The sequence below is a fragment of the Cryobacterium sp. LW097 genome, assembly GCF_002205495.2.
In the GTDB taxonomy this organism is placed as follows: Bacteria; Actinomycetota; Actinomycetes; order Actinomycetales; family Microbacteriaceae; genus Cryobacterium; species Cryobacterium zongtaii.
Map to the genome: position 1 here is coordinate 157568 of NZ_CP021994.1, position 12152 is coordinate 169719.

The 12152-nt window shown below is 59.5% G+C and carries 13 protein-coding genes and 1 pseudogene; 9 read left to right on the forward strand and 5 right to left on the reverse strand.

Annotated elements, in window-relative coordinates:
• The first annotated feature begins 160 nt into the window (after positions 1-160).
• Together B7495_RS19530 and B7495_RS18665 are read left to right on the forward strand one after the other, a co-directional pair.
• Positions 161-283: a hypothetical protein gene (locus tag B7495_RS19530; protein WP_255416816.1), complete on the forward strand. Its 123-nt coding sequence runs from the start codon at positions 161-163 to the stop codon at positions 281-283.
• A gap of 95 nt (positions 284-378) precedes the next feature.
• Positions 379-954, forward strand: coding sequence for a GNAT family N-acetyltransferase (locus tag B7495_RS18665; protein ID WP_088458184.1), 576 nt, complete (start codon positions 379-381; stop codon positions 952-954).
• Between the two features lie 167 nt (positions 955-1121).
• Here the strand turns inward: B7495_RS18665 and B7495_RS18670 are convergent, their stop codons facing one another.
• Together B7495_RS18670 and B7495_RS19535 are read right to left on the reverse strand one after the other, a co-directional pair.
• Entirely contained in the window at positions 1122-1931 is an 810-nt protein-coding gene (locus tag B7495_RS18670) for a Fic family protein (protein WP_088458185.1), read from the reverse strand.
• Positions 1924-2121, reverse strand: coding sequence for an antitoxin VbhA family protein (locus B7495_RS19535; RefSeq protein ID WP_134480608.1), 198 nt, complete (start codon positions 2119-2121; stop codon positions 1924-1926). Before B7495_RS19535 ends, B7495_RS18670 begins: the two co-directional genes overlap by 8 nt.
• 287 nt (positions 2122-2408) lie before the next feature.
• Here B7495_RS19535 and B7495_RS18675 point away from each other — a divergent pair, with 287 nt between their 5' ends.
• Entirely contained in the window at positions 2409-2765 is a 357-nt protein-coding gene (locus B7495_RS18675) for a VOC family protein (protein ID WP_088458186.1), read from the forward strand.
• A gap of 481 nt (positions 2766-3246) precedes the next feature.
• On the forward strand, positions 3247-3885 hold the full coding sequence (locus B7495_RS18680; RefSeq protein ID WP_088458300.1) for a Type 1 glutamine amidotransferase-like domain-containing protein: 639 nt from the start codon (positions 3247-3249) through the stop codon (positions 3883-3885).
• A gap of 140 nt (positions 3886-4025) precedes the next feature.
• On the opposite strand, the pseudogene B7495_RS19455 reads toward B7495_RS18680, so the two are convergent.
• Positions 4026-4319 (reverse strand): annotated as a pseudogene (locus tag B7495_RS19455) (recombinase family protein); the annotation flags it as partial.
• A 520-nt stretch (positions 4320-4839) separates the two neighbouring features.
• Between B7495_RS19455 and B7495_RS18690 the strand changes: the two are divergent.
• Positions 4840-5433: a 2'-5' RNA ligase family protein gene (locus B7495_RS18690; RefSeq protein WP_240632528.1), complete on the forward strand. Its 594-nt coding sequence runs from the start codon at positions 4840-4842 to the stop codon at positions 5431-5433.
• Positions 5434-5948: 515 nt separating this feature from the next.
• On the opposite strand, the gene B7495_RS18695 is transcribed toward B7495_RS18690, so the two are convergent.
• A complete protein-coding gene (locus B7495_RS18695) occupies positions 5949-6320 on the reverse strand; it encodes a hypothetical protein (protein ID WP_088458187.1) in 372 nt (123 codons plus the stop codon).
• A 1819-nt stretch (positions 6321-8139) separates the two neighbouring features.
• Between B7495_RS18695 and B7495_RS18705 the strand changes: the two genes are divergently transcribed.
• From B7495_RS18705 to B7495_RS18715, 3 genes are all read left to right on the forward strand, one after another.
• Positions 8140-8910 carry a hypothetical protein gene (locus B7495_RS18705; protein WP_088458189.1) on the forward strand — a complete coding sequence of 257 codons (771 nt, stop codon included), beginning with the start codon at positions 8140-8142 and terminating at the stop codon, positions 8908-8910.
• A 260-nt stretch (positions 8911-9170) separates the two neighbouring features.
• The gene (locus B7495_RS18710) at positions 9171-9641 is read left to right on the forward strand and encodes a class F sortase (RefSeq protein WP_198415057.1); all 471 of its coding nucleotides are present in this window, start codon (positions 9171-9173) and stop codon (positions 9639-9641) included.
• Between the two features lie 124 nt (positions 9642-9765).
• Positions 9766-10263: a hypothetical protein gene (locus B7495_RS18715; protein ID WP_240632529.1), complete on the forward strand. Its 498-nt coding sequence runs from the start codon at positions 9766-9768 to the stop codon at positions 10261-10263.
• Between the two features lie 362 nt (positions 10264-10625).
• On the opposite strand, the gene B7495_RS19770 is transcribed toward B7495_RS18715, so the two are convergent.
• A complete protein-coding gene (locus B7495_RS19770; RefSeq protein ID WP_088458298.1) occupies positions 10626-11117 on the reverse strand; it encodes an AAA family ATPase in 492 nt (163 codons plus the stop codon).
• Between the two features lie 371 nt (positions 11118-11488).
• On the opposite strand from B7495_RS19770, the gene B7495_RS18725 reads away from it, so the two are divergent.
• Positions 11489-11869 (forward strand): hypothetical protein, encoded by a 381-nt coding sequence (locus B7495_RS18725; RefSeq protein WP_088458299.1) that lies wholly within the window; start codon positions 11489-11491, stop codon positions 11867-11869.
• Positions 11870-12152: the final 283 nt, after the last annotated feature.

The window sequence follows — 12152 nt, forward strand, 5'->3', positions numbered from 1 at the left end:
ACTGTGTTGTTCGGGGATAGTCATTACTCATGGAGAAAGCATGGCATCTTCAAACCATGCTCATAGGGCGGACCGCCTAACGGCCGCTCCGCCATGCCCCCGCGTGAGCAACGCCTGCACAGACCTACAGGTCGCCCTATCCGCCCGACAGACAATAGCCGTGCACAATCGTGACGAACGTCAGTCAGCGTTGCGGCTCATCGTCGCTCTCGCCGTCCTCGTCGTGTCGGGGTGGCTCATAATCGTCAGTGGTGCCTTGGGGTACTTCCTTGACGCCGGCTAGCCTCATCCACGAAGGCTCAGAGGAGTGACTGAAACGCCCGATAGGGGATGGGGCACCGGCCACGTTGACAGTGACGGGCGTGGCAGTATCAGGGCATGAGTGACGTGCCCCTTGCCCTTCCCGTTCTCTCCGGTGAGCGTGTCCGACTTCGCGAATGGCGCAAGTCCGACGTCGCTATCGTTCAAGAGGCGTCCCATGATCCCCTCATCCCGGTACTGACTACCGTCCCGGATACGGCAGGTGAACCCGAAGCGTTGGCTTTCATCGAGCGTCAGCACGACCGGCTTCGCGCGCGGGCCGGCTATGTCTTCGCAATCGCGGACCAAGACGACCGCGCGGTTGGGCACATCGGCCTCTTTTTCCGTGCTGGCGCGGGCGCACGTGCCAGCGTAGGTTATTGGATCGGGCCCTCCCAGCGTCGCCTGGGATACGCTGCGGATGCCCTCGCCACCCTGACGGCATGGGCGATTCAACTCGATGAATTCGATCGGGTGGAGCTGTACGTCGAGCCATGGAATGAAGGTTCCTGGCGAGCAGCGGAGCGTGCCGGATACGCACGTGAGGGTCTTCTGCGTGCATGGGAACGAGTAAATGGCCACCCTCGGGACATGTACATATACGCAAGGCTCACTGACCACGCCCGCAGTGCCGCTGATCTGTCGTCTCGATAGCCGATCAACTGGCGGACACTCCCGCAGCCCTCGCCCCGTTACGGACGTTCGCCTGGCGCTGCGCCACGGCGTCCGCCGCACGCACTTTGCGCGATTTGAACTCGCACTCGGACTCCCACGGGCGCTACCTTCTGACCACCGCCGACTTCTCAGTGACGTCTACAAGATCACTCGCGTTCCGTACCTGCTTGTCGCCTGCTCAGATCATCCCGGTCGTGTCGGTTCGCGTCTGTCGGCCTCCTCGTAGTGCTGGCGGCAGGTGGCGTGATTCCAGCACGTTTGAAGGCAGCAAGATATGGTGCGGTTGAGTCCCGGGCTCGGGAACGTAGAGCGTCCACGGTGCGCTGCAGTTCCACTTTCTTGTCGGTAGCTGGCTCGCTGACAGGCTGAATGATCGTGGTAAACATCAATCGCAGCCCTGTGAGATCCTGTTTCTCCATCGCGTCACGGGAGGCCCGATCATTGACCGCGCCCGTCACGTTGCGCCAGTCCATTTCGTAGCCGGCTTCCCGCGCCACCTGGGTCCACATAATGCGTTGGGTGCGCCCGTTGCCCTCGCGGAACGGGTGGAGGTAGTTCACTTGGTCATAGTGGTGGGCGAGTTTGTCGACGAATTTCTCTCGATCCAAGCCGCGCAAATAGTTATCGTCGGCGAGTTCTTGGAATGCGAACATGGCCCCCGTCTGCAGGCGGGATACCGGCATGAAGAATTCCGCGGTTGCGTCGCTGCCCTTCCGTATGTCGACCGTGCGCAGCTGGCCGGCCCAGTCGTAGACGTCCTGGAACAAGCGCTGATGAATCAACTGCAGGTGCCGCAGATCCGCCGTTACTTTCACCGGGCGCTCTACAAGCTCAACCGTGCGCGCAAGTCCGTAATCGGCCTCTGCCGCGTTGAGTACCGATTGAGAGGTAGCGCCGATGCGGTTTCGCAGCAGCCCTGTCGCGGGGTCTATATAAGGATCGGCGAAATCAGCCAACGTTGTGGCGAGTGCCGATACGAGCGATCAGCTCGTCAACATCGATCGACCCGCGCGCGTAATCGTCGGCATCTGCTCGAGTAGCTGCGGTGACCGTCAGCCCCTCCATGGCGGCACTGTGCACGGCATCCTCAACTGCGCGCTCACGTAGAGCATGTGCAACTGTTCTGCCGGTAGTCGACGTGCTCACGAGTACCTCCCTGGTAGCGCGTCAAGTCTACCAAATATGGCCGAGACCCGCTGATTTACTGGTAACCATCACCCTGATCGTCGTCTCGTACCTGTCACAGATCGTCGCCGCGATGACCGACGCCGGACTGACGGGACCTGCGGCGGATAGCGACTCGCCCATCGAAAGGAAGCCGACACCGGACGAATCGGATTCTCGCGCTCAATAGGGGACGTTGACGCACGCCAGCGTCGTAGGTGTGTGTGATGCTCGGCACAACTTGCATCGCCTCCATGGAAGGACTTGGCATGACAGCTCCGAACCTCTTTTTGATCTACGTCTCTGACGTGGAACGCGCAACGGTGTTCTACTCCGAACTTTTTAACATCGAGCCAGTGACGGTGACACCCCGATATGTCCCGTTTCAGGTAGCACCGGGCGTGTTGTTTGCGCTGTGGAGCGGTCGTGGCGAGACCGTGACGAGGCAGACACCGCGCAGTTCGGAATTGGGGCTGATGGTCTCGGTCGACGTTGACGACGTATTTGCGGAATGGAGCGCGAAGGGGGTGACAGTCATCGAGGAGCCCCACGACGACGTCTTCGGGCGGACTTTCGTGGTCACAGACCCGGACGGGAATCTGATACGCGTTTCCCCCGTTGACTGACCGGCTTAAAGGTCCGTTTGGGGATGCCGGTCGGTGGATTGCTGGCGCGTTGATACACGCGCGTAGCCGATCAGTTACGTCACGATGCTCCTGGGTGTCTCATAACTAACAGTTAGTGTCGCAATTTAAGCAGGAGGTTACGCGACGTAGTTATGAGACTCGCCGAGCCCCATAATTCCGCCAGTGTTGATGGGGCCTAAATGACGCTCGTGAGACGTCTCATATCCCTAGGGTTACGAGACAGTAAGACGACGAGCTCGTGCGCATGGCGCCCCGTCATCGGGCTTAATGTCGGGACAGTCAAACGAGTACCGTCACAATTTGGGAGTGTCGGAAGCGCCAGCCTCCGCGCGAGTACCCGTTGGAGGTCCGGCCCACGTGACTTTGAAGTCGTCTCAATGCGATCCTAGAAAATGATCCCCACGTGTGCGGCGATCCATCTGGCGCAGAGCCTGTCAGTGGCTCCGCCTACAGTGATGACATGAAGCTTCTCCTACTTTCCCGATTTCTCGGCGCTGTTCCAGATTTCCTCAGCACATTGAAATCAGACTCTCTCTCGGACATCCGTATCGCTTATATCAATGACGCAGCCAAGCCGCTCGGTGATGCTCCATTTGTTGAGCGGGAACGTCTTCAGCTTCAAAGTTTGGGATACACGCTCGTCCCGCTGACGATCGGAGACGGTACCGCTGCTGATTTTTCTGCCGCACTTGATACCGTCGATGCGGTCTATGTAGCCGGTGGTATGGCTGATTGTCTGATGGCCATTCTGCGCAGCACAGGCACTGACGAAGTCCTGATCGAGCGGGTCCGCGCAGGGCTGCCTTACATCGGAGCCAGCGCCGGCGCTATAATTACAGGGAAAAGCATTGATACAGCGATTGCACTCGACGGCCACACGGACGGAACGTCCTTGGATGATCTCAGCGGTCTCGGACTCGTGGATGCGGTGATTCTGCCTCATGCTGATGGTCAGCTGCCGCCGTACCCGCCGGAGGTAATCGCTGAGGTGGCTCGTCGGCTGGACGGAATGCTCGGACTGACGATGCTGCCGGATGACGCCGCCCTGCTTGTAGAAAACAAGGATGTGCGTATGGTTGCCTCTCCCGCCACTGCGTAGTCCTTTGTCCTATACAGCACCGTTTTCCTGCTGCTCACAGGGATGCTGGAGGGACAATGACCTTAATCAGCCCTGCCACAGTGAGCGTTCCCGTTGTAGGGCGAGAGTGCCCGGCAACGGGAACGGTAAAGAGCGGTTGTTCAGCGTCCGGTTCCGAGCTGTCGCTGGACAGTCCGATACACAGTCAAGCGAGCGACGTTGAACAGCTCGGCAATCTCTGCTGTCGAGTGAGTACCGGCGTTGTGCACCTCCACGAGAAGTTTCTGTTGAGTGTTCGACAGCTTCGGTTGTTTCCCACGGAGTCGCCCTTACGCTTTCGCGACTTGCATGCCTTCGCGCGTTCGGGCACGAATCAGATCGGATTCGAACTCGGCAACCATGGCGAGCACGTTAAACAGGAGTCGTCCGACAGGATCATTGGGGTCGTGGACGGATTTGCTGTGCAGTCTTCCGCTCACACCGCAAGCCTCCCACAGCGACGCACACGCCGGCACCGAGCCGAGCCGGACAGCCGCGGAGCCCTGTGGATCAAAACCACGCCCCGCCCAGCTGACGAGGAAAAAAGTGGATGGCCGTTGCATTGGCCGCGGCTGGGCGTCTCGAAACCCAAGCGTCTCGTATCCCATGGGACACGAGACGCAGGAAGTCGCCTGTTGACGTGACTAGAGCCACGTGACTTGTCGCGCATCTGGACCTGTCTCGCATCCGTAGGGTTACGAGACATTTCACGCCTCGTTTATTGCGCCTCGCGCATCGTCGTCTTAGGTACTCGGTTGCGCGAGTTTCCGTACTCGACTGCAGCCGCTCATCCCGTTCCTCCCGCCCTCTTCCACTCATGGCTAATTAGCAACTGCAACGCTCACTCCGTCCTTGTCACGGAAGGCAGATGTTCGACGGCGGAACGATAGCATGAGCCATCTATTCGATCGGGGGAGCACGATGCAAGACGGCTTCATGACTGACCCCACGCTGTTGGGTTCTCTAGACGGTCAGCAGTATCTCGTACTCCGACCCGCTAGCCACGTCGCCACGTTCTACGCGGCAGAGCAAGCGACGATGCGCAAATCACTTCCGAGTTCGATCACTCACCCGAATACGGGACACGTCACGCTGCGGGGGTTCTATGAGCCAAGCAGGGTGCACGAACTCAAGAGCACCCTGGAGGCATGGGCGAAGCGACAGGAACCGATTGAGGTGCGCGTCGATCGAGTCGACGGCTTCCCTACTCCGTTTCAGGTGCTCATCGCCCGGCTGCAACGGTCTGATTCCCTCATCGATGCCTACTCGAGCCTCACAACCAGGCTGGACGACGCCGACTTCTGCCGCATTGGCGAGCTCCCGCTCGAAGAATGGGTGTTCCACCTCTCACTCATCTACTGCAACAGCCTCAGCGAGGCCGATTGGAGGAAGACACACACCGAGAACCAGCGAAAGGTGGAGGATCACCCACACGAGATACTGACCCAAGCGGAGTTCGTCTGGTACGAGAATGGCGTCGAGCGCGCGGAGGTTCTGCCGTTCGGCGGCCCCGCCCCGCAAACATTCTGAGGAGGGGCCGCCGCACCCTCATCCTTCGAGCAAGGGTCATCGGGCCCTCGTCAAAAACAACGTCTCACGTTGGCTACTTCCCGTCTCAAGTTCCAAGCCGTGCCCGCCCGTCCAACGCGGCCGGGAAGTCTCAGCCGACGCAATCGACAGTTCCGCCTCTTGGGCCACACCTTCAAAGCACCACTGCTACCCGTACGACAAGCCGTTCTCGCTCTGGCTCACGGGGAGGACTGAGCGGCGAGCTTGATGTCCGTCTCCCCGTGAGGAGACCCGGGCACGGCCAGATCTAACCCCACCGCGCACCGTCAGGTGTGTGAGGCGTCTCGCAATCAAGCTGCCTCGTATCCCACGGGATACGAGACACACCAGATCGCTCCTGTGCACGCCATGAGCAGCAGGTGACTTGTCTCGTATCCAGACCAGTCTCGCATCCGTAGGGTTTCGAGACGGATTTTGATGGTTGCGACCGTACGCCTCGACGCTCACAGCTTTTGGCTGTCTCGCGATCGGTCAGCTCACGTCCTACCGTCTAAGCGCCGGTCGCGGCGCGCCATCATCCAGACGCCGTAGAACCCGGCAAAGACCAGGAGTGCGAACAGGGAGCTCATTCCCACAGATGCCCAAAAAGGGTAGAGCGCGCTTGCGAATGGGTTGTCCTCGGTCTCGCAGAAGATCTGTGTGGGGAAGGTTGACCGGTTGATGTGTGTGAGGTGACCGGCTGTGAGCCCAATGCACTGCGAGTAGACATCTTCAGAACTCGGAAATGTCAAGATGTACGGCCAGAGGGCAACTGCGACAAAACCCCCTCCGGTAAGCGCTGCGCCCACCCGTACAGCGTCGGGTCCATCGAGGACACGCCTGCGCCTCTTGATTTCGTGGTCAGTCACTCGTGCATCCTAGTCGCGGCCTTCACGATCGGAGCGTGGGTGAGACGTCGCATATCCCTAGGGATACGAGACACTGCACGGTGTGAATGGCGCCGGCTTGCATGTGCCACCCGGTGTATAGGATCAAGGCCACAATGAATCTTTCGTCCGTATCCCGCAAGCGTTTAGCCCAGAGGAGCGTAGATGCCCGAACACCCGGGAAACGACCAAGACGCAGCCAAGCTTTCATCCTTGGAGAAGGCCCAACGCATAGTTCAATCGTTAACAGGCGCTCTCTCCATAGTGCTCCTGTATACGATGACGTTTCCGATTCCTATGGCCGTCAACTGTGTCGTCCTCGTAGGTCTGGTCTGGGCGAGCCTTGTCCTAGATCGTCGCATTAGGGTACGTGGAGGCAAGGGCGGCAATTACGTCTGATCGGTGTGGTTGGTCTCGCAATCAAGGTGCCTCATATCCCATCGGTTGCGAGACGTAGGTGCGGCCGCATATGCCGCCGACGACGGAACAAGGGAGTGCCCAGCCGTGCGTGGCGAGAACCCAGATCGTGAGCAACTAGGCGTTCGTCTATCAGGCGGGCGCGTCCTTTCATCTCGGGCGACCGTTCAGAGACACTGTGACGAGCTGTCCCCGAGACCGAGGATACGAAAATGGTCCTACGTGTGTTTCGACACGGCGGCCCTGCTCGTTCAGGTCTCGCTGCACCGAGAATGATGCCTCGCTTACCTAGTGGTTCGAGGAGTCCTTCGTTTGGTATTCGATCTCGCGCAGGATCGCCCCTTCGTACTCTCCCGAGCGAACATGAAAGTGACTTCGGGGATGAAAGGGGCGAGCACCCAGCCAACGAACTCCTGCGTGACTGTCCGCCTCAAGAATTGCCGTCTCGGCGGAGCCAATCTCTTGGACGTCTCAATTTCCCACCCAACACCCTTTCACACGACGGTGGAAGGTGACATCGTCAGAGCTACGGACCAAATGTGTCCGCAGCTTGAGTTCCCGCAAACCGCACAAAAGGCGACTGGGACCCGACCGGGTTGAAGGTCGTCGGTGGACCACCTGTCACCCCGCAGTGCCTTAAGGAACGCCACACGATGCTCGACTGAAAGGTCCATCTGAAGGGGCGCGCACATCATGTCGAGCGTGTCAGGTGGCGCTGCGCCGTCATCTAAGTTCAGCGACACCAGGAGCCGATCAAGTAGCACACCGTTTATGGCGATTTGACTCGCCGGCACGGTGGTTGCCCTCCTCCGCGACAAGGCCTCCACTGTTGTGTGGACAAAGCTCAAGGAGTCCTCGCCAGTCATACCGTACACACTATGCCCCCTCCGAATGAGCCCGGGGACGGCCACCACACACCACACACCCCAGAGCGCAGGTTCCGGATCCTCAACCGGAGTAGCAGCCTGACAGACGGACGTCATGGAAGGGTCGGGTGTCTCCTAACCCAACTGCCTCACAAGCCATGGGATACGAGACGTCGGGAGATCGCCTTTTCAGGCGACGCGCGGCGGGGGACGTGTCTCGTATCCGGACATGCCTCGCATCCTTAGGGTTTCAAGACAGCAGGCGTCGAGGAGTGTCCGAGAGTTGCGACGGTTCGCGGACGGTCCGTTGATGGATTCAAACCATGCAACTGACTTCATTGCCGCCGAATCAGCGAAAGGAGCTGTGCATGCAGGGCTTGCAGACTAGCGGGTCGGCTGACGAACGCCCAGTAGCTCTTGACAAAGAGGCTGTTCGCGCAAAGGATCAGCGGCAGAATACCCGTTCATTTTTTCACTCCGAGTATGTTTTCGAAACTACCTCCTAGTAAGGGATTTTGATGAATAAGAAAGCAGCACTTTTGTTTGTGCCAGCGTTGGCTTTGGGCGTGGCCGTATTGACGAGTGGCCCCGCCGTTGCGGCCACAGGCGACGCGTCCTACCAGGGAACGCTCGATTCGATTAACGGAAGTAATGGCAGCGGTACGATTTCCATCCAGGTTTCCGGTGACCAAGCAACGGTTACCGAGACCGTCAGCGGACTGGCCGAGACCTTCGACGGTAAGCCGTATCCGCACGTGCAGCACATCCACATCGGAGCGCAGGGGGTATGCCCTACCACGGCAGCTGACACCGACGGAGATGGTGTGATCAGCACGACCGAAGGTCAACCGTCCTACGGAGAGATTGGTACGACGTTGTCCACCAGCGGTGACACGAGTCCGGCGGCCGGAACTGATCTGACGGTTGCCGGGATGGGTGCAAGCTTCACTTACAACCGCACCTTCACGTTGGATGCTGCCACCGCGGCTTCACTAGAGGCAGGCACGGCAGTCGTGGTGGTCCACGGTCTCGACCCGGCCACGTTGTCTCAAGCAGCACAGGACGCGCCAAGCGATTTGGTTCCGAGTCTGCCCCTGGCGGCTACGTCACCGGCTTTGTGCGGCGCCCTGAGTGCGTCGCAATCGAATATGCCTAATGGTGGCGTGGAAACCGGCGGTGGCAGCACTTCAAGCGGTGCTGACATTGGCCTTCTCGCCCTCGGTGCCGGGTTCCTGACCGCGGCAGGTGGCGCGCTTGTGGTTCGTCGACGTCTCGCCGCACGCGGCTGAGATCGGTTCGATCCCCGGTGACTATTCCGGCTGAAAAGCGTCGTCGCGGTAGCCGTCTGGCTACCGCGGCGGCGGTTCTGTGCGTCGCCGTCGGCTGCACGGCGACCGGTTTCGCCCTATGGGGCAACCCCCCTCCTCCACGACCACCAGCCTCGGCTGCCGTGGCGCCCCCCGCTCAGAAGCCCGTCTCCGTTACGCCCTCACCGGAGCCCATCCCCGTGCCACCGGCTCCGCAGGTTGACCCGGTTGTTGGCCCGATCATGACCGCCTCCGAGCCCACCCAGATCAACATCCCCGCAATTGACGTGGACTCTGTCCTGATGCAATTGGGACTGAATCCGGACGGCACGGTGCAGACGCCGTCGTTGGACGAAGCTTCTCCTGCCGGCTGGTACACCGGTTCGCCCACCCCCGGCACGATCGGACCCTCGATCATCTTGGGTCACGTCGACTCCAGAGTGCAGGGGCGCGCGGTGTTCTACCGACTCGGCGATATGCGTCCCGGCGATGAGATTTTGGTTACACGAGCCGATGCAACAGTGGCTGTATTCGTGGTCGATGGAGTGGAAGAATATCCGAAGGATAGCTTTCCGCAGTTCGCCGTTTACGGCAACACCGACCACGCGGGACTACGGCTGATCACCTGCGGTGGCGAGTTCAACGAAACCACTCGTACGTACCCAGACAACGTAGTTGTCTACGCCAGCTTGGTGTCCGACCATGCGGCGTAGCAGAACGAAGACGCGTATCGATAGAAGCGACTGGCTGCTGCTTGCGATCGTGGTGGCCTCCACAGCTTTGCTAGCTGGCTGCGCCGCTACCTCCTCCGGTGCCGAGAACGCAATGGCACCCGGAATGTCAATGCCAGGCACCTCGGCCTCCCCGATTCCGCAGTCGAGCTCGGCAGGCAGCGCGGCGGCAGTGCCGTCCGCAGCATCACAGATGATTTGTGGCACCGAAACACGCGACAACATCACACGTGCGCTGGCCCTCGCCGAACCGCCACACTCCGTCGACAGCTGGATCAATCGTCAATACACCTGCATTTACCATCTGACTGATGGAGAATTCGTGATCTCGGTGCAGGAATCCTCGGACGCAGCGTCTGCCCGTAGCTACTTCGACACGATGCAAGGAAACCTTGCCTCAGTCCAACCCATTGAAGGACTCGCGAATCTCGGATTCCCCGCGTACGAAACCGCAGACGGCGTGGTCGTCTTCCTCAAAGACAACATGACATTACAAGTTGACGCCAGAAAGCTGACGGATATGATCGGGCCGCATGGCATAACCCGCACCGCATTCTCCTATGAAATAGCTACTACCATCCTCGCCTGCTGGACCGAACACTAATCCGGCCGCGTTGCATCAGCCCCGCGCGATGTGGCCGCGGCCAATGGCACCACTACGGTGTCCAGCGCACGCAGCGGGTTCGCCCCGTTCGACTTTCATCCTCGTCGTCCATAGGGATGTGACTCTTAACCCTTGTGCCTCATATCCCATGGGTTGCGCGACGCCGAATACACCTCGTTTAGGGGATGGCGACGTCGATACTCGAGTTACGCAGTCGAGTCGTTAGTCGATATGAAGGCTACGGGCCTCACGCATCGGCAAGTTCAGCATCCGTCTAATGGTGACAGCCAATTGGGGCACATCCACGGCGCTCGTGGTGTCCACCTGCAGTGTCGGAAAATCTGAAATCGGATGCGCCACCCTCACCATGCGTTCCCATTCATCAAGCGAGCCATGTCGGTGTGAACTCTGTGCCGGGTGCGTTCTATATATCGAGATCGTGCAAGCTCCCGAGGCACCTCGCACCACAGTTCGATTCCCTGCTCAACCTGAGACGCTCGCAAGCCACGCTTGAAAAACTCTTCATCCCTACCGGTCGCCCAGAATGATTCGACAAGTGTTGGGCCATCGATCATCCCGACCATTGACCACATTGCATCCGCAGCTAGGGCCCCAATTCGTTGTGTAGGCATGTCTACTGTGACGAGGTCTGCAAGTGCCTCTTTTATTGCGTCCCTGGAAATGACCGAGAAACCTAGTTCCGGGCCCAGGGCCTTCGCAAGTGTCGATTTGCCGGCCCCCGGAATACCGTTCACAAAACACCGCGACTTGGCCCATACGACCAGACTATCGACGCTAATCGCTGTCCAAGCCGTCACGCGATGTCTCATAATCCCGGCTGCACCGTATCCCATGCGTTACGAGACGGCGGCTCTCATCACTAATCGAACGAAGCAATCCAAGAACGCATCGTGAGAGCTCTCGGCGTGTTTGCTTGATCCCAGATTCCGAGGCCATCATCCGGATGAAATAATCCGATTATGGATTCCACACTGGCGGACGTGCCGGCTCGGCTCAGGCCAACACTTCGAACGCTGCTGACAAGTAGTGCCGATGACGAACGCATCCGATCAGTCTGGCTAGAAGGCTCGCTTGGCACGGGGAATAGCAGATGACTGGAGCGATCTAGATCTCCACCTGGCAGTGCTGGACCCGGAGAGCTTCGCCGCCACTGGCTGGCTGGAGTCCCAAATGCACCTGGTGCTCTCGGACGCTATCCCCGGGTGTGACGGGAGCCTTCATCTGCCTCACTTCCGACTGGATTCATATCGACCTGAATGTTCACTCCTCGCAAAGTGAATTCCCGCTCGGGTGCAACGCGCCGCGTTCTCCTGACCGCGACAACCAGGTCCAGAGCGCGGAACTCGCACCGAGCAGCCCCGGTCAGCCGTTCTTTCCCGCACAGGACGTCCAGATCTTCCTGTATTTCCTCGGCCAGTCTGTCGCGTCGGTTTGGCGGGGCGATCTCATCGCCCAATCGCAGGCCACCTCGATGCTCCGCGACCGCCTCCTAATCAACTTGCTGCTCGCCGAGAACGGGATTAGAAGCGACATGATCAGTAAGCGAATTGGCGGCCATCTGAGCGTCGACAAATGCACTGCCTGACGTCCATTCCGGCCTTTGGGCTCAGCGAGCTCAGCCTCAGAAATGCGCAACAGTGCATTGCAAGCGCATATCTAGGCAGGGCCCGCAAGCTGTCCGAGACGTGCGAAGCACCATGGCCGACAGAGCTTGAACAAGCCACCAAAGAGCTTTTGAATCGCGAACTACAAATGACTTGGTGACCCCAGGTCCCCGCCTCTGACGAAACTCAAACAGTGTTCGGACGCGATTGGGTATCTTCTCGCGGGCAACCCGGCGCCTCGGCGCCCAGCTCGGTTACGTCCCA

Coding starts and splice junctions, on each gene's coding strand:
- B7495_RS18665 (WP_088458184.1), top strand. CDS start 379: ATGAGTGACGTGCCCCTTGCCCTTCCCGTTCTCTCCGGTGAGCGTGTC.
- B7495_RS18675 (WP_088458186.1), top strand. CDS start 2,409: ATGACAGCTCCGAACCTCTTTTTGATCTACGTCTCTGACGTGGAACGC.
- B7495_RS18680 (WP_088458300.1), top strand. CDS start 3,247: ATGAAGCTTCTCCTACTTTCCCGATTTCTCGGCGCTGTTCCAGATTTC.
- B7495_RS18690 (WP_240632528.1), top strand. CDS start 4,840: ATGACTGACCCCACGCTGTTGGGTTCTCTAGACGGTCAGCAGTATCTC.
- B7495_RS18705 (WP_088458189.1), top strand. CDS start 8,140: ATGAATAAGAAAGCAGCACTTTTGTTTGTGCCAGCGTTGGCTTTGGGC.
- B7495_RS18710 (WP_198415057.1), top strand. CDS start 9,171: ATGACCGCCTCCGAGCCCACCCAGATCAACATCCCCGCAATTGACGTG.
- B7495_RS18715 (WP_240632529.1), top strand. CDS start 9,766: ATGTCAATGCCAGGCACCTCGGCCTCCCCGATTCCGCAGTCGAGCTCG.
- B7495_RS19770 (WP_088458298.1), bottom strand. CDS start 11,117: ATGGGATACGGTGCAGCCGGGATTATGAGACATCGCGTGACGGCTTGG.